The organism is Pseudomonadales bacterium, from assembly GCA_041395945.1.
In the GTDB taxonomy this organism is placed as follows: Bacteria; Pseudomonadota; Gammaproteobacteria; order Pseudomonadales; family Azotimanducaceae; genus SZUA-309.
Window position 1 is genome coordinate 1,718,577 of record JAWKZN010000001.1, and the last position, 16,471, is coordinate 1,735,047.

A 16,471-nucleotide genomic window follows, 5' to 3' on the forward strand; every position below is an offset into this window, starting at 1 on the left:
GTCAACAACCGGTGCGGGTAGCGAGTGTGCGCTGGGCCTCGATGCCCATGGCCAGCAGGAACGGGTCTTGCGCCTGGCGCTCCTGCCACCGGGCTTTGCTGTCCAGGCCCAGCCAGCGCTGCGCGGTCAGCGTCTGCAGCACGGGTGCGCCCAGGGTCGAACCGGGACCCAGCAGGATCAGCCGGTCGGGGGCAAATTCCTTGAGCGCGACTTCGATGGCATGGGTGAAATCGTAGCGCTCGGTCACCTGTGTGCCGAGGGTGTAGCGACGCAGCGCATCGAGATCACACCAGGACTGCCAGATGGCGCCGCGGCCATCGATGAGGGGTACCCGGGGCGGTTGCAGGTGGTTGACCGGCAGCACCTCGAAGGCGCGTGCGCTCACCGGTGCAAGCAGTGCGGTGTGAAAGGCTGCGTGATTGGCAAGCCGCAGCGGGAAGCGTCCCTCCACTTCGGGCAGCACCTGCATCGCCGCACGCAGCACGGCGTCGGGACCGGCCAGCACCACGGATCCGCCCATCCGGATCGATACCTGCAGCTCGGGCATCTGTGCCAGCACTGAGTTGACGGCCGCCACTCTGGCCGGAGCCGGTTGCCAGTCGCTGTCGACCAGCGGATACAGGAGCTGGCCGCCAACGCCTTCCGCATCCATCAGGCCGGCCATGGTTTCCGTCAGTTCGATCCCCGAGCCCGGGCCCGTACCGCGCCAGTCGAGGCAGCCGCCCGCTGCCAGGGCCAGATACCAGCCCATCGAGTTACCGGTGATGGCCACGATGTCGAAATCCCCGATGTCCTGAAAATCCGCCAGGGCACAGGCGTAGATCAGGCCGGCCGCATTGCTGCCCCGGGTGTGGCGGGACAGGGAGAATTTCTCGGACCCATCCAGGGCACGCACCGATTCCCGCTCCAGCCCGGCACGGAACTGGTCGATTGAATCGAGGAAATCTGACTTATCTCCATGATATTTAGAGAGATATCCCAACTCTGAAGTGTTGTAGGTACCCCGCCCCGGGGCGATCACCACTGCGGTTGGCCGACGTGGGCCGGGACTGTGCTCAGTGGCCACGGTCGGTATCCCGCTTGCCTGTGGAGGGCTTCTTGCCTGCGGTGGGCTTCTTACCGGTGGCAGGCTTCCTGCCACCCGGGTCAGCGGTCGTGGCGGCCATCATCTGCCGCACCCGGGCGACGATACGATCTTCACTCGGCAGCACTTCGTAGGCGGCGGCTCCCAGAGGAATGAAGCTGTCCTCGGCGGTGATCCGCGCAAGCGGTAACGACAATCCGCGCTCGATGAGTCCAGTGATCAGTTCTTCGCTCGGCGAGGCGGTGCGCCGACATTCATCCACGATGAGCACCCGTTGCGCCGCACCGATGGCGTCGTGCACCGCGTCGACGGGCAGTGGATTGAGCCAGCGCAGATCGATGAGCCGGCTGGAGATACCTTCGGCTTCCAGCGTGCGTCGCGCCCGCCGCGACAGATAGGCGCCGTTGGCATAGGAGACAATGGCGACATCCACTGCACTATCCCCGTCTTCTCCACCTTCCACTCCCGGACGGCCGAACTCGACCTCGCCTGTCACCGCTTCGTAACTGAAACTCATGAGGCCATCGCCTTCTTCATAGAGGTCTTTGACGCTGTACAGGGCGATGGGTTCGAGGAACACCACCACCCGCCCCTGCTCCCGGGCCAGCCGGTAGCAGGTGCGCAGCATGCCGACGGCGTCGTCGCCGCGGGACGGTGTGGCGAGTACCAGGCCGGGAATGTCACGGAACACGGCGATGGCATTATCGTTATGAAAGTGTCCGCCGAAACCGCGCTGGTAGGCGAGCCCGGCGATACGGATGACCATCGGGTTGGCTGCACGGCCGTCCGAGAAGAACGACAGGGTCGCCGCCTCCCCGCGGATCTGATCTTCGGCATTGTGCACATAGGCGAGAAACTGGATTTCCGGCAGGGGCACAAAGCCGTTATGGGCCAGGCCAATGGCGAGTCCGAGTATCGACTGCTCGTCGAGATGGGTATCAAACACCCGGCGCAGACCGAACTCGCCCTGCAGTCGCGTGGTGGCGCCATACACGCCGCCTTTACGCCCCACATCTTCGCCGAATACCAGCGCGCGCGGATCATTCGCGAGGATGCCTGCAAGGGTCAGGGAGATGAGTCTGGAAAGATGTTGCGGAGTAACCGTCGCCCGCCGGTCAATGGCGGCCGTTGCCGTCGACCAGACCAGCGAACTTTCACGCACACTGGCGTACGCCTTGTCATGCACATCGTTGTGCGCGGGATCCTGCCCTTCATCGCGCGCGCTGCCGGGAACGCTGCCAGGCGCGCTGTCGCGTGCAGCATCGAGCGGTGCGAGCAGTGCGTCGCCACCCGGCAGGATCGAACGCATCACGGCGGCGGCGCTGGTGAGCTTGGGCCTGGCGCTCGCCAGTTCAGTAATGCGGTTCACCCGCTCGGCGATCTGAGCTTCCATCTCAAGAATCTGCGCTTCTGCGAGGATGCCCTCATCGATGAGGGTGCGCGCCGTTTTCAGCAGTGGATCGGCCGCCTCCGCCGCCTCGATTTCCGTACCCGGCCGATAGGCGCTTTCCACATCCGAGCCGGCATGACCCATGAGTCGCACCATCTCCAGATGCAGAAACACCGGTTTGCGCTGCTGCCGGGCGATCTGCGCCGCTTCCTGAGCGACAGCCAGTACTTCGAGGATCTCAGTGCCGTCGGCGTGCAGATAGTGCAGACCGGGACGGTTGGCATAATTCGCTGCGATCCAGTTACCCGGCGTCGGCACCGAGATGCCGATGCCGTTGTCTTCGCAGAGAAAGATCAGCGGCAGCGACAGGCGCCGGTAGGCGGTCAGCGCCGCGCCATTGAGCGCACCCTGCGCCGTGGAATGATTGGCACTGGCATCTCCGAAGCTCACCAGCGCCAGTGCATCGAAGGGCAGCTCGGCAAAGTCCGCATTCAACAGACGAGCCAACGGGATCGAGAATGCCGCCCCAACCGCCTTCGGCAGATGGGAGGCAATGGTGCTGGTCTGGGGCGGCACCTTGAGTGCGTGGCTGCCCAGCACCTTGTGGCGCCCGCCGGATACCGGATCTTCGCTGCTGGCGACAAAGGACAGCGCCATGTCCCACAGCGGCGTGGACCCGGGCTGTTGCTTCTGACGCTCGATGAGGAAAGCGCCTGAGCGGTAGTGCAGAAAGGCAATATCTGTGGGCCGCAGCACACTGGCCACCGCCGCATTGCCCTCGTGACCGGCGGAGCCGATGGAGTAGAAGCCGCGCTTCTGTTCGCCGAGTCGACGCGCCGCGTAGTCCAGATGGCGACTCATGAGCTGACTTTCGAAAACGGAGACCAGCCGCTCGGGTGTGATCCCGACCGCAGCAGCGTTCAGGTTGTGCCTCGGTCCGGGCAGAGCACCGGCAGCCACCCGCTCGCGGAAGCTGCGCATCAGGCGGATATGGGGGGCTTCGCTCACGAGCTCTGGACTTGTGGCATCAGGGGGGTGCGATCATACCGTCCGTTGCCGGGTACCGAAAGTTGGCATCCGCGGCTCAAGCGTCGGATACTCTGAGCCTCTGCGGAAACGCCGTTGCCAGCAGCGGCAGATGTCCGGCAACCAGCCTCGCAGACAGACCTCAACCGATCAGTGGCCCAGGGGAAAAACCATGTCATCCAGTTACGTCAGCGTCGAACACGATGGTCCGATCGCCACCATCACCTTCGACCGCAAGAAGAACCTCAATGCATTCGACGGCCAGCTCATCCTCGAACTCACCGCCGTCGCCCGCAGTTTTCACGACGATGTGAAAACCCGCGCGGTGGTGCTGACCGGATCGACGAATTATTTTTCCGCCGGGGCGGATCTGGAAGATCTGTCCACGCGCAGCGACCCGTCCCTTTCTGACCTGGAACGCCGGCAGATTTTCTATCGTGGCGTGCGTCTGTGCGAAGCCTGGGAAGCCATGCCACAGATCACCATCGCGGCCATGGAGAAACTCGCCGTCGGTGCCGGTGTAGCACTGCCCCTGGCCTGCGACTGGCGGGTCATGGGCGAAAGCTGCTATCTGTGGGTACCGGAAGTGCAGATCGGACTGAATCTGCAATGGGGCGCCCTGCCGCGCCTGGTGAACATGGTGGGGCCGGCCCGGGCCAAGCGCATCTGCATCCTCTGCGAGCGCATGGATTCCGCTACCGCCCTGGACTGGGGCCTGGTGGACGCAGTCGCCGCGGATGGTCAGACTGTGGCAAAAGCGCTCGAGATGGCTCGTACAGCGGCAGACATGCCCGCCATCGCCACCCGCATGATCAAGGAGGCCGTGAACGCCCAGGTGACAGCGTTGAACAGAGCGGCCAGTTTCGCGGACGCAGACCAGAGCCAGCTTACCGCTGCCAGCGACGATGCCCGTGCCGCACGCAATCGCTTCAACAGTAAAGCGGACAGGAAAAAGCACTGAGCAACGCGCAGACGTCGAACGAGAAACAGTACCGAAAAGGAGAATCCCCGATGCAGCCCATCCGCTATGTAGACACGCTCAACAGCTACTACGGATCCCTTGGCAACCCGCCCTATCAGTGGACGGTCAACGACACCGCACCCCTGCACCGGCTCAGCAGGCCACTGCGGGAATGTAAGGTGAGCCTGCTCACCTCGGGTGGTGTCTCACAGTGTGCCCTGCCCGCCTTCAACCCGGACGCCCGCAACGACCATCGCCTGGATGCTATACCTTCGGATACTGCGGGTGATGACTTCCAGGTCCACGACAGCTACTACGATCACAGCGACGCCGACCGCGACATCAACTGCATCTTCCCCCTGGAGCGCCTGCGGGAATTCGCCGCACGGGGAGAGATCGGCAGTGTCGCCCCGCGATTCTGGAGCGGCTTCATGGGTCGCATCTACAACCGCAGCAAGGTACTGAACGAGTCCGGGCCTGCCTTTGCCGATGCACTCATCGCAGATGGTGTGGATGTACTCATCGCCGCACCCTCATGACCCCTCGACCACCAGACCGTGGGTCTGGTATGTCGCCTGGTCGAAGAACGCGGCATCGCCACGGTGTGTGTGGCAACCGGCCGGGATCTCATCTCCCTGGTGAAGCCACCCCGGGCACTGTTCGTGAATCACCCGATGGGCAACAACTTCGGCGCTGCAGGTGATGTGGAGACCCAGACCCTGATCCTCCGGCGGGCACTTTCGCTGATTGAAACGGCTACGCAAGGCGGGATTCTCGAAGATTTTCCGACCGAGTGGTCCGAGCCATTCGAGTTCCGGCCTGGCAGTGCGAACACGATGGGTTGAACGGATTACCGGGGGCACTCGATCTGCCGCCGCTGCAGCGAATCCGGGCGCCCGCCGTATCGCCTCTCAGTCTTTCGCTGCAACCACGCGGATCTCCACCTTGTAGTCCGGCGTCGCCAGCTTCGCCTCCACACAGGCCCGGGGTGGTGAATTGCCTGGCGCAACCCAGGCATCCCAGACGCCGTTCATCGGTTTGTAGTCCTTCATGTCTGCCAGCCAGATGGTGACCGACAGCAGGCGGCTTTTATCGGACCCGGCTTCTTCCAGGTACTGGTCGATGCGGGCGAGGATCTGGCGGGTCTGCTCCGCCGCATCCTGTTTGGGGTCGTCCGCAACGATCCCTGCGGAATAGATCGTATTGCCGTGTATGGCGATCTGCGAAAGACGCGGACCGACATGTAGTCGTCTGATGCTCATGTGGATAGCTCCAGTTGAATGAACGGGGCGTTCTCACCCACCGCGCACAAAGTGCGCAATGCTGGCCGCGGTCTCGCGGCTCACGTCGGGTGCGGAGATTGCAAAAACCTCCGTGCCATGGACCGTGCCCATCACCTGACGGCAGCGCGCCGGCACACCGGCCTGCAGCAGCAGCCGGTAGAACTCGATGCCTTCGTCACGTAACGGGTCGCACTCGTTGACGCTGATCACCGTGGGTACCAGTCCTGTCACATCCGCTTCGCTGGCGAAGCCTGGCCAGGCGAGCGGATTGCGCTTTTCGAATTCGTCGATACCGTAGGCCATGGCGCCACGATTGTTGTGCAGGTCGAGGAGTATGCCGTTGTTTTCTGTGGAAGACGGGTACTTATCCTGGGGCCAGCTGCCCGCGATGTAGGGACACAGCGCATACAGTCCCTGGATCAGGTTCAGATCTCCGTCCTGTTTCAGCTTCAGTCCGGTGGCCAGGGTCAGATTACCCCCACCACTTTCACCGGCAACGATGATGCGGGCGGGATCGATCTTCAGTTCGCCCGCCTTGCCATGCAGCCATTTGACCCCGGACACACAGTCGTTCAGCCCGGCGGGGAACGGCAGCACTTCGGGCGCAGAGGACGGGGTGAGGCAGTTGCGGAAGTCCACCATCGCGACCGCCACACCCTGTGCGGCAATGATCCTGCCCCAGGCTCGATACATGCCGTCGAAGCAGGACATCGTCTGCATCCCACCGCCATGGATGTAATACACACAGGGCAGGATGGCGTCGGTATCCGGTCGGATGAACTGCACCTTGATGCTGTTGCCGTCCGGCGCGGACCTGAAATCCAGGGTACGGATCACCAGACCCGCTGAGGGTGCTATTTCCTCGCTGTCGCAGGCTTCCATGAACACCTTCATGCCTTCGCGGGCCGCCATCGCTGACTCGCTGTTGGCCTCTTCGAGGAGCTGTTCGCGGGTGTCCACGTTGCTCTGGGTGGTACTCGGGATCGCACCCATGATCATCCGGATGCGGGGATCTATTCTTCGGTCACTTTCGATTTTTGATGCCATGATTCGACCTGTGTGGAAAAAATTGAATTCGTTGATCAGCCGGCAGCCGCGGAGAATACCATCCTGCGCGCTGCGCGGGGCCGAAGTGCGCGCCCTGACTGGGACAGAAGCTCAGGTGCGCCGTTTGAGTCCTCCCGTATTTCTGCAGCATCTTCCCTCATTTCTGGGGTATTCATCGAGAATCCGGCGCTATCTTTGGCCTGTCGTCAAAGGTTTCCCTTAAAAGAGAGGCAACCCCGATGCAACCTGAAATACAACTCCAGACACACACTCTGCCAGGAAAATTCGATCAGCTCGAACACTGGTGGCGGGACCTGCCAAGCTACGCACGCTGGTTTACCGGCTGTATCTCTGCGGCCGTGCTGATTGGCATCACCGGAGGCCTGATGGCCTGATGGCCTGATGGCCTGGTCAGGTTACTGAGAGCACTGTCACCGGGCCTGGCGCCCAGGCTGCGACCCAGCCTGTGCGAGTCATCAACCGGCAGTCGTCAACCGGCGACAAAAGCGACGAACATCACCCCGAGCAGAGCCGGTACGAGCAGCACGAAGTACACGAACAGCAATACGGAAAACTTTATCAGGGTGGCGAACCTGCCTTCCCCGTAGTAGCGCCTCAGTGCCTGGTACTGATACACAAACGTCACCGCCATCAGCACCGCTTCAACCCCTGCAATCGCCTGATCGAGCCGAGGCAGCGCTGTCTGATTCGGCAGCAGCAGGAGAATGATCAGCGCCAGAAAAACAAACGTCTGCACATGCACGGCGAATACCAGATGCTCGACGAAGTAACGACGCTTCTGAACATAAAGCAGCGCCAGTAATCCGGCATAAATCGGCAGCATGAGGAACATGGCCACCGGCAGATTGTCGAGGGAGCGTTCGAAGGCCAGACGTGGCTCGTAGAGTCCGTCCAGAATCAGGTTCAGCAGATCGGGATGGAGCCCTTCGCCCTCCCCCTCCGCCAGGGACTGGCTCAGCTCTATCAGCAGGGAGCGACTGATCGCATCTGCGGGCCGCATGAGGATTTCATCCACCTTGTAGCGGTGTGCTTCATCAAGGCGCTCACGCAGGGGACCCATATCGGCAGCTGCGATCGACTCAGCGATCTCTACATCGACGCGCATCTGCGCACGGGACAGCTCGATGTCCACATTGACTGCCAGCAGAAAGAAAAATGCCAGGCTGACAAACAGATAGAGGCGAATCGGGCTGACATAGCTCGCCCGCCGATTGCTCGAGAATTCTTCGGTCAGTGCCCCGGGCTGGAACAGCAGGCGTTTCAGTGTCTGCACCAGACGTGCGTCCACCTCGAAGGTTTCCCGCAGCATTTCCCCCAGCATTGGCGGCAGCGAGCGCTGGTAATCCCGATCGTTCTGCCCGCAGCTCGAACAGAAGCGGCCCGTGCGCCGGGCCCCACAGTTGGCACACCGGGTCGCGCTCACAGCAGCTTCGACGGCTCATCCCGGTGGAAGCCGTTGTAAACCTGGCGTCTGCGTGGCTCCGGTGCCCGGAACAGGAAGCCTCCGCTGCCATTGTGGATACCACCATCCACACGGAACTCCGCACCGGTCACATAGGCGGCCATTTCCGACATCAGAAACACCACCATGGCAGAGACTTCCGCTGCAGTGCCATGGCGCCGCAGCGGCACCTGGCGTTCGATCGCTTTGAGCGCAGGCCAGTCCGCCTCGGGATAGCGATCGAGCCCTGTCGTGGCGATGAATCCGGGGATCACACAGTTCACCCGCACTCCGGCATGTGCCCATTCGGTGGCAGCCGTATACGTCAGATTACTCAGCCCTGCGCGCGCAGCACCGTTATGCCCCATACCAGGCATCCCCCGGTCGTGATCGGCACCGATGTTCACAATGCTGCCACCACGATCCGCGAGGCACTGATTGAAGGCTTCCCGTGCCAGCAGAAAATAGCTGGTGAGATTGTTGTGCAGCACGGCATTCCAGCCGTTGAGTGAGAGATCCTTCAGCTGTGCCGGAAACTGACCCCCGGCGGCATTTACCAGTCCGTCGAAGGCGCCATGCCTATCGAGCACCTTGGCCACCAGATCACGCACTTCCGTTTCGTCACGCAGTTCAGCCGTGTAGCAGCCCAGTACCCGGCCGCCATCCTCTTCGATTTCCGATCGTGTCCTGTCAAGTTTGGCCAGTGTACGTCCGCTGAGCACCAGGTGCGCACCCAGTGCAGCCAGCTCATGCGCAATACAGCGACCGAGTCCGCCGCCGCCGCCAGGAATAAAGATGGTCTGCCCTTCGAACAGACCGGCACGAAATCCCGATCGATATGACACCGACACCCCCTCTGCTGACAACCACCAGTCCGGTAGGCGACCATGATACCTTTCAATCCCGGAGGACGTAGCCATGAGCACAATACCCGGACCAGCCACTGGTCAGAAGACCGACCCAACCCGAGTCGATACGGTGCGCCTGCAGCGCATCAGCAAGGCTTTCTGGGAGTCGGCGGCGCTGATGAGCGCCGTCGAACTGAATACCTTCACGGTGATCGAGCAGGGCGGCAACACCCTCTCCAGTGCCGCCGCAGGAATGGGCATCGACGAGCTCAATGCCGAGCGGCTGCTGACCGCGCTGGTGGCGATGGAACTCCTGCAGCTGACCGACGGCGTCTTCAGCAACGCACCCGATGTGGCGCGCTTCCTCGTGCAGGGATCCCGCTCCTACGCCGGGCCCTGGATGCTCTTCGGCAAACCCCGCTGGGAGGCCTGGGGGCATCTCACCGACCATCTGAAAACCGACGCGGAAAGCCGTCGCCGGCTCGGCATGTACGATGAAACTTTCACCGTCGAGCGTGCCCGCGCCTATCACGAGGCCACCTACTCCATCGGTATGGGTGCGGCACGCCGTTTTCACAGCCAGGTAAATCTCGCGGGGCGACGTAAGCTCATGGATCTCGGTGGCGGCTCGGGCTGCTACTGCATCGTGGCTGCCCAGACACACCCGGCGCTGGTGGCCGAAGTACTGGATCTGGGCCCGGTGGTGGAAGTCACCCGGGAATTCATCGCCCAGCATGGTGTCGCGGATCGGGTCACCGCCAGTGTCTGTGATTTCACTGCTGACCCCCTGCCGACGGATGCGGACTGCGCCATCATGGCCTCCAATCTGCCTCAGTACAGCCGCGAGATCATCGCCGGCGTCGTTGCCCGGGTGCAGGCTGCGCTGCTGCCGGGCGGAGAATTCCACCTGATCGGGGAAATGCTCGATGCGGATCATCGTGGCCCTCTGGCACCGGCACTCTGGGGTCTATCGGAAGCCCTGAACGGGTCCACCGGACTCGCCCACTCGGTAACCGACGCGGTCGGCTATCTGGAATCAGCGGGCTTCATCGATGTCGCCGTGCACGAGTTCATTCCCGAAACCCTGACCCGGGTGAGCGGAATCAAACCACCCGGGTAGGTGCGGCCCGGGGACACCGGGATTGTCAGTACCGGGCTCTCACCAGATTCGCACCCGCTCCCCGGGCGGCAGATAGAGGGCGTGATCGGGGCCGACGTCGAATGCCTCGTACCAGGGATCGAAGTTCCTCACCGCGCCGTTCACCCGATACTCGTTCGGTGCATGGGAATCGGATTTCAATCGTGCGACCAGCGTCTCCTCCCGGATCACCGCGCGCCAGAGCTGGCCGAAAGCCAGGAAGAAGCGCTGATCACCGGTCAGGCCATCGCGCAGCGGCGGCTCTCTGCCGCCCAGGCTGAGACGATAGGCGTGATAGGCCATGGCCAGACCACCGAGGTCACCGATGTTCTCGCCCAGGGTGAAGGTACCGTCCACAAAGGTGCCCGGCACCGGTTCGTAGGCCGAGTACTGCGCCGCCAGTCGGGCGGCGCGTGCCTCGAAGCGGATCCGATCCTGCGGCTGCCACCAGTTGCGCTGCACGCCGCGTTCATCCGCCTTGGATCCCTGATCGTCGAATCCGTGACCCATCTCGTGACCGATCACCGCGCCGATGGCGCCGAAATTGACCGCAGGGTCCGCCTCCGGATCGAAGAAGGGTGCCTCGAGAATACCGGCCGGGAAAGTGATGGCGTTGAACTGCGGCGTGTAGAAAGCATTCACCATCTGCGCCGTGCTGAACCATTCCGTGCGGTCCGTGGGCTCACCCAGGCGCCGGATGGCATCCTGCTCGTAATAGACGCGCAGGCGTCGCACATTGCCCATCAGATCTGCACGATCGATGCGCACCGCTGAGTAATCGCGCCAGCGGTCCGGATAACCGATGTTCGGCAGGAATCCTTCGAGCTTGCGATAGGCTTCCAGCTTGGTCTGTCCGCTCATCCAGTCCAGCGCTTCGATGCGTGCCCGCAGTGCCTCGCGCAGATACTCGACCAGCTCCAGTACCCGGGTCTTGGAAGTCTCGGGGAAGTACCGCGCGACATAGACCTGACCGATCGCATCCCCCAGTCCGTTGCTGGCACTGACCAGACTGATCGCCCGCCGCCAGCGCTCGCGCTGCTCCGGCTGCCCGTACACCACACGCCCATGAAAGCTGAAATTCTCCTCGTCGATCTCTGCCGCCAGGTAGGGCGCGTTGTTGCTGAGCAGATGGTAGGCAAGGTATGCGCGCCACACCTCGATCGGCGTGGTGCGCACGATTTCCACCAGAGGCGCAATGGCACTGGGTACCCGGACATTGAGCTCTTCCGGGATGAAGCCGGCGGCGGACAGATAGTCCCGCCAGGGGAAATCCGGATGGTCCTTCTCGATGTCAGTAAGCGCGCGCAGGTTGTAGGTCAGATCCCGGTTGCGGCGGTCGCCACGCGGCCAGTGCGCGGCCGCGATGCGGGTTTCAAGATCGAGAATCCGGCCCGCCACGAATGCGGCGTCCGGAACTTCCGCAAAGACCAGCATCCGCGCGATATGTTCCCGGTACTGCTCGCGAATGCCGGTAAAGCGTTCCGTATCCTCGAGATAGTAGTCGCGCTCGGGAAGGCCCAGACCGCCATGATCAATGCCCGCAATGAAGCGGGTGGGGTCCATACGGTCGATCTCGATGCCGACCCGGATCGGTGCAGCGGTCGCCTCGATATCGGCGCGGCCGAACGCGCGGGCCAGATCTGTGATGCTGTTGATCGCCGCAACGGCTGCAAGCCAGTCTGCGACCGGGGCGATACCCAGCGCATCGATCCGCCCGGTGTCCAGATAACTCGCGTAGTAGTCGCCGACTTTCTGCTCCACCGAGCCCGCAGCCGGCTTTGTGGCCGCCGATTCTTCGATCAGCGCCTGGACACGCTCCTGGGACAGTTCGAACAGCGCGGTCAGTGTGCCGAAGGAAGTCCGGTCCGGCGGCAGCTCGTAACTGTCCAGCCAGCGGCCATTCACATGCCGGAAAAAGTCGTCGCCGGGTGCGACCGAAAGGTCCCGCTGGGACAGATCCACGCCCCAGTCACCGAAACGCACGGAGCGCAGCTGCGGTCGGGCTTGCGCCTGTGTATTCGGGGTCGCAGCCGGCCGCGCAGCCGGCGCCACATCGCTGCCTGTCAGTCGCACCCCTTCACAGCCCGCAGCAAGCAATGCCAGCAGCAGCACCTTCGCAGACAGGTGTATGGCGTGTATCGCACGGGGACCGATCAAGCGCATGGGCGGATTACCTCCTGGCAGGCTCCCCCGTCTCCGGCGCCGATCCGGATCAGCTGAAGTCGCTGCACGGGAGATCTGGAATGCGGCGATTCTACCAGCGTTGCCGGCCAGAACCCCACCGCGTATCCTCCGACATCCCAAAGGATAAGTAGCCAGATCGCTCATGAAGCACGAGATCATCGCGCGCCTGGAACAGACCCGCCAGGCGGCCGAACTGGGTGGTGGCGAACACCGCATTCAGCAACAGCACCTTAAGGGTAAACTCACCGCCAGAGAGCGTCTCACCCTGCTGCTCGACGAAGGCTCCTTCGAAGAGTGGGACAAATATGTCGAGCACCGCTGCACCGATTTCGGTATGCAGGAGCAGAAGATCCCCGGTGATGGCGTGGTGACCGGTTACGGCACCGTGAACGGCCGTCTGGTTTTCGTGTTCAGCCAGGACTTCACCGTCTTCGGTGGTGCGCTCTCCGAAGCCAATGCGGAAAAGATCTGCAAGGTCATGGATGAAGCTCTCAAGGTCGGCGCACCGGTGATCGGTCTCAATGATTCCGGCGGCGCACGGATTCAGGAAGGGGTTGCCTCCCTCGGCGGGTACGCCGAAATCTTCCAGCGCAACGTGCTCGCATCCGGCGTCGTGCCCCAGATTTCCCTGGTGATGGGGCCCTGTGCGGGTGGTGCTGTGTACTCGCCCGCCATCACCGACTTCATATTCATGGTGGACCACTCCTCCTATATGTTCGTCACCGGTCCGGATGTCGTGAAAACGGTGACCCACGAGATCGTGACTCCCGAACAGCTGGGTGGTGCGAGCATCCACACCCGCAAATCGGGTGTCGCGGATCTGGCCATGGACAACGATGTGGACGCCCTGCTGCAGACCCGTCGCTTCATCGACTTCCTGCCAGCCAACAATCGGGAAAAACCACCTCGCTGGCCCACCGAAGATGCCGCCACCCGTACCGAACCGTCCCTCGACACACTGGTGCCGGCGGATCCATCCAAGCCCTACGACATCAAGGAAGTGATCACCAAGATCGCGGACGAAGGGGATTTCTTCGAGCTCCAGCCCGGCTACGCCCAGAACATCGTGATCGGTTTCATCCGCCTGCAGGGTGGCTCGGTCGGCGTGGTCGCCAATCAGCCGATGATGCTCGCCGGCTGCCTCGACATCGATGCTTCGAAAAAGGCCGCGCGTTTCGTGCGCTTCTGCGACGCCTTCAACATTCCGATCCTGACTCTGGTGGATGTGCCCGGCTTCATGCCCGGCACTGCCCAGGAGTACGGCGGCATCATCAAAAACGGCGCCAAGCTCCTCTATGCATACGCGGAGTGCACGGTGCCGAAGGTCACCCTGATCACCCGCAAGGCTTACGGCGGGGCCTACGATGTGATGGCCTCGAAGCACCTGCGCGGCGATGTGAATTTCGCCTGGCCCAGTGCAGAGATCGCGGTGATGGGAGCCAAAGGCGCTGTGGAGATCATCTTCCGCAAGGACATAGGCGATGCGCAACTGATCGAATCACGCACCCAGGAATACGAAGACCGGTTCGCGAATCCGTTCATTGCGGCCAGCCGCGGCTACATCGACGATGTGATCATGCCCCGGGAGACCCGCACCCGGGTGTGTCGGTCCTTCGCCATGCTGCGCGACAAGCAGCTGGAAAATCCGTGGCGCAAACACGGCAACATTCCGCTGTGATTCAGCGCTCCAGCTCGGCTTACTGACTCGGCTCTTCAACTCGGACAGGACCAGGTAACGACCAGACATGTTCAGCAAGATTTTGATTGCCAACCGGGGCGAAATCGCCTGCCGGGTGATACGTACTGCGAAGAAGATGGGTATCCGCACTGTCGCGATCTATTCGGATGCGGACGCCGCCGCCCTGCATGTGCGTATGGCGGACGAAGCCGTGCGGGTCGGCACCGCAGCATCGTCGGACAGCTATCTGCGCATCGATCGCGTACTCGCCGCCATTAAGCAGACCGGGGCACAGGCCGTGCACCCGGGATACGGCTTCCTCTCGGAAAACGCCGAGTTCGCCCGGGCTCTGGAGAAGGCGGGCGTGGCCTTCATCGGTCCCGGCATCGAAGCCATCAACAGCATGGGCGACAAGATTGCTTCCAAACTGCTGGCGGCAAAGGCAGGCGTGAACACCATCCCCGGGTACACGGATGTGATCAGAGACGCCGCCCACGCCGTACAGATTGCCAGCGAGATCGGCTATCCGGTGATGCTGAAGGCCAGCGCAGGCGGCGGCGGCAAAGGCATGCGGGTGGTATGGAACGAAAAAGAATGCCGCGAAGCTTTCGACAGCACGCGCGCCGAGGCACGCGCCAGTTTTGGCGATGACCGGGTGTTTGCGGAGAAATATGTCGAGCAGCCCCGGCACATCGAGATCCAGGTACTGGCAGACAAGCAGGGCAACACGCTCTACCTGGGAGAACGGGAGTGTTCGATTCAGCGTCGTCACCAGAAAGTAATCGAAGAAGCCCCCTCCCCCTTCCTCGACGAAAAAACCCGCAAAGCCATGGGTGAACAGGCTGTAGCACTGGCTCGCGCGGTCAACTACGAATCCGCCGGCACCGTGGAATTCATTGTCGATGCAAAGCGTAATTTCTATTTCCTGGAAATGAACACCCGCCTGCAGGTCGAGCATCCGGTGACCGAATTTGTAACCGGTCAGGATCTGGTCGAGCACATGATCCGGGTAGCGAACGGCGAGCCGCTGAGCATTACCCAGGCAGACGTGAAGTTGAAAGGCTGGGCGCTCGAAGCACGGGTCTACGCCGAAGATCCCTTCCGCGGCTTCCTGCCTTCCATCGGACGTCTGACCCGATACCGGCTGCCCCGGCTGAGCAAAGATGTCCGTGTTGACTCCGGGATCGAAGAAGGCAGTGAAGTTTCGATGTTCTATGATCCGATGATCGCGAAGCTCGTCACCTACGGTCCAACCCGGGAGGCCGCAATCGATCGCATGAGCGACGCGCTGGACGAGTACTATATTCGCGGTGTGAACCACAACATCAGTTTTCTCAATGCACTGATCAGCCATCCCCGTTTTCGTGAAGGTCGACTCACCACCAACTTCATTGCCGAAGAGTATCCGGACGGCTTTCAACCCACCCACGTACCTTCTGCGGATCCCATGATCACAGTCGCGATCGCGGCTGTCGCCCACCGGCTGATCGCTGCACGCGCCATGCACATCAGCGGTCAGACTCGCCGCTTCGAGCTGTCACTGAGTGACAACTGGGTGGTGATCGCAAACAAGGCCCACTATCCGGTAACTGTCGTGGCAGTTGCTCATGGTTTCGAAGTCGAGCACGAAGAAGCCGTTTATCGGGTGACCACAGACTGGACGATCGGCGAGCCGGTGGTGCAGGCCGAAGTCAACGGTACGCCGGTCGCCGTGCAGCTCGACCGGGTGGGTGGCGCCTATCGTCTCTTCCAGGGCGGCACCCAGGTGAACGCCATGGTCCTGACACCCCAGGCAGCCGCGCTGACTGCCCATATGCTGGATCGCCCCCCGCCGGATATGAGCAAATTTCTGCTCTCGCCCATGCCCGGTCTGCTGGTGCGGCTCTGCGTGGCCGAAGGCGACGAAGTCAAAGCCGGAGAAGAACTGGTGGCGGTAGAGGCGATGAAGATGGAGAACAGTCTGCGCGCTACAGAGAATGTCACCATCGCGAAAATACTCGTCGCCGAAGGCGACAGTCTGGACGTGGATCAGCCGATACTCGAATTTCTCTGATCCTCAGCGGGCCCTGCTCTCGATGTCTGTTTTCGGAGACCTCCAGGAGGCTGGGGTGGCGTGGGGGGTTGCAACGGACCTACGCCACCCCAGCTTCGAGATGGATCCGAGACCGCCCACAAAATCAGGCCACGAAGCTCGGAACGATTTATCCAGCGTGGTCGAGGACGGGTGACGCCGGGCCGTGCAGCGAGGTCGAGCACGGCTATTTGACTCGCGGATTTTCCGCGAGGCAAATAGCTACGCGAGGACACAGCGGAGCTGCCGAGCGAGGCCCGGGGTCACCCGTCCTCGACCATGCTCTGATCAACCCTTTT

General features: G+C 62.2%; 14 protein-coding genes. 7 read left to right on the forward strand and 7 right to left on the reverse strand.

Annotated features, from left to right (window positions below; genetic code table 11):
- Position 1: 1 nt before the first annotated feature.
- Together R3E82_08075 and R3E82_08080 are read right to left on the reverse strand one after the other, a co-directional pair.
- Entirely contained in the window at positions 2 to 1,066 is a 1,065-nt protein-coding gene (locus R3E82_08075; GenBank protein ID MEZ5550829.1) for an ACP S-malonyltransferase, read from the reverse strand.
- Complete coding sequence (locus tag R3E82_08080) at positions 1,056 to 3,482, reverse strand: thiamine pyrophosphate-dependent enzyme (GenBank protein MEZ5550830.1); 2,427 nt, start codon at positions 3,480 to 3,482, stop codon at positions 1,056 to 1,058. The genes R3E82_08075 and R3E82_08080 overlap by 11 nt, the downstream gene beginning before the upstream one ends.
- 190 nt (positions 3,483 to 3,672) lie before the next feature.
- Here R3E82_08080 and R3E82_08085 point away from each other — a divergent pair, with 190 nt between their 5' ends.
- Genes R3E82_08085 through R3E82_08095 form a run of 3 tightly spaced genes read left to right on the forward strand, consistent with a single transcriptional unit; the run spans position 3,673 to position 5,306 of the window.
- Positions 3,673 to 4,461: an enoyl-CoA hydratase/isomerase family protein gene (locus R3E82_08085; protein MEZ5550831.1), complete on the forward strand. Its 789-nt coding sequence runs from the start codon at positions 3,673 to 3,675 to the stop codon at positions 4,459 to 4,461.
- Between the two features lie 50 nt (positions 4,462 to 4,511).
- Positions 4,512 to 5,000 carry a glycine/sarcosine/betaine reductase selenoprotein B family protein gene (locus R3E82_08090; protein MEZ5550832.1) on the forward strand — a complete coding sequence of 163 codons (489 nt, stop codon included), beginning with the start codon at positions 4,512 to 4,514 and terminating at the stop codon, positions 4,998 to 5,000.
- An 18-nt stretch (positions 5,001 to 5,018) separates the two neighbouring features.
- Positions 5,019 to 5,306 carry a hypothetical protein gene (locus R3E82_08095; GenBank protein MEZ5550833.1) on the forward strand — a complete coding sequence of 96 codons (288 nt, stop codon included), beginning with the start codon at positions 5,019 to 5,021 and terminating at the stop codon, positions 5,304 to 5,306.
- Positions 5,307 to 5,372: 66 nt separating this feature from the next.
- On the opposite strand, the gene R3E82_08100 is transcribed toward R3E82_08095, so the two are convergent.
- A complete protein-coding gene (locus R3E82_08100) occupies positions 5,373 to 5,723 on the reverse strand; it encodes a RidA family protein (GenBank protein ID MEZ5550834.1) in 351 nt (116 codons plus the stop codon).
- Positions 5,724 to 5,756: 33 nt separating this feature from the next.
- Positions 5,757 to 6,791, reverse strand: coding sequence for an alpha/beta hydrolase (locus R3E82_08105; protein MEZ5550835.1), 1,035 nt, complete (start codon positions 6,789 to 6,791; stop codon positions 5,757 to 5,759).
- A gap of 239 nt (positions 6,792 to 7,030) precedes the next feature.
- On the opposite strand from R3E82_08105, the gene R3E82_08110 reads away from it, so the two are divergent.
- Positions 7,031 to 7,186 (forward strand): hypothetical protein, encoded by a 156-nt coding sequence (locus R3E82_08110; GenBank protein ID MEZ5550836.1) that lies wholly within the window; start codon positions 7,031 to 7,033, stop codon positions 7,184 to 7,186.
- A gap of 95 nt (positions 7,187 to 7,281) precedes the next feature.
- Here the strand turns inward: R3E82_08110 and R3E82_08115 are convergent, their stop codons facing one another.
- Both R3E82_08115 and R3E82_08120 read right to left on the reverse strand, forming a co-directional pair.
- The gene (locus R3E82_08115) at positions 7,282 to 8,235 is read right to left on the reverse strand and encodes a DUF3667 domain-containing protein (GenBank protein MEZ5550837.1); all 954 of its coding nucleotides are present in this window, start codon (positions 8,233 to 8,235) and stop codon (positions 7,282 to 7,284) included.
- Positions 8,232 to 9,098, reverse strand: a complete 867-nt coding sequence (locus R3E82_08120) for an SDR family oxidoreductase (protein MEZ5550838.1) — start codon at positions 9,096 to 9,098, stop codon at positions 8,232 to 8,234. The genes R3E82_08115 and R3E82_08120 overlap by 4 nt, the downstream gene beginning before the upstream one ends.
- A gap of 73 nt (positions 9,099 to 9,171) precedes the next feature.
- Between R3E82_08120 and R3E82_08125 the strand changes: the two genes are divergently transcribed.
- Positions 9,172 to 10,221, forward strand: coding sequence for a methyltransferase (locus R3E82_08125; protein ID MEZ5550839.1), 1,050 nt, complete (start codon positions 9,172 to 9,174; stop codon positions 10,219 to 10,221).
- Positions 10,222 to 10,260: 39 nt separating this feature from the next.
- Here R3E82_08125 and R3E82_08130 read toward each other — a convergent pair whose 3' ends face one another.
- Positions 10,261 to 12,402, reverse strand: a complete 2,142-nt coding sequence (locus tag R3E82_08130) for a M13 family metallopeptidase (protein ID MEZ5550840.1) — start codon at positions 12,400 to 12,402, stop codon at positions 10,261 to 10,263.
- Between the two features lie 163 nt (positions 12,403 to 12,565).
- On the opposite strand from R3E82_08130, the gene R3E82_08135 reads away from it, so the two are divergent.
- Positions 12,566 to 14,101 (forward strand): acyl-CoA carboxylase subunit beta, encoded by a 1,536-nt coding sequence (locus R3E82_08135; protein MEZ5550841.1) that lies wholly within the window; start codon positions 12,566 to 12,568, stop codon positions 14,099 to 14,101.
- Positions 14,102 to 14,168: 67 nt separating this feature from the next.
- Positions 14,169 to 16,154, forward strand: a complete 1,986-nt coding sequence (locus tag R3E82_08140; GenBank protein ID MEZ5550842.1) for an acetyl/propionyl/methylcrotonyl-CoA carboxylase subunit alpha — start codon at positions 14,169 to 14,171, stop codon at positions 16,152 to 16,154.
- The last annotated feature ends 317 nt before the right edge of the window (positions 16,155 to 16,471 follow it).

Coding starts and splice junctions, on each gene's coding strand:
- R3E82_08090 (MEZ5550832.1), top strand. CDS start 4,512: ATGCAGCCCATCCGCTATGTAGACACGCTCAACAGCTACTACGGATCC.
- R3E82_08105 (MEZ5550835.1), bottom strand. CDS start 6,791: ATGGCATCAAAAATCGAAAGTGACCGAAGAATAGATCCCCGCATCCGG.
- R3E82_08100 (MEZ5550834.1), bottom strand. CDS start 5,723: ATGAGCATCAGACGACTACATGTCGGTCCGCGTCTTTCGCAGATCGCC.
- R3E82_08125 (MEZ5550839.1), top strand. CDS start 9,172: ATGAGCACAATACCCGGACCAGCCACTGGTCAGAAGACCGACCCAACC.
- R3E82_08140 (MEZ5550842.1), top strand. CDS start 14,169: ATGTTCAGCAAGATTTTGATTGCCAACCGGGGCGAAATCGCCTGCCGG.
- R3E82_08085 (MEZ5550831.1), top strand. CDS start 3,673: ATGTCATCCAGTTACGTCAGCGTCGAACACGATGGTCCGATCGCCACC.
- R3E82_08130 (MEZ5550840.1), bottom strand. CDS start 12,402: ATGCGCTTGATCGGTCCCCGTGCGATACACGCCATACACCTGTCTGCG.
- R3E82_08110 (MEZ5550836.1), top strand. CDS start 7,031: ATGCAACCTGAAATACAACTCCAGACACACACTCTGCCAGGAAAATTC.
- R3E82_08135 (MEZ5550841.1), top strand. CDS start 12,566: ATGAAGCACGAGATCATCGCGCGCCTGGAACAGACCCGCCAGGCGGCC.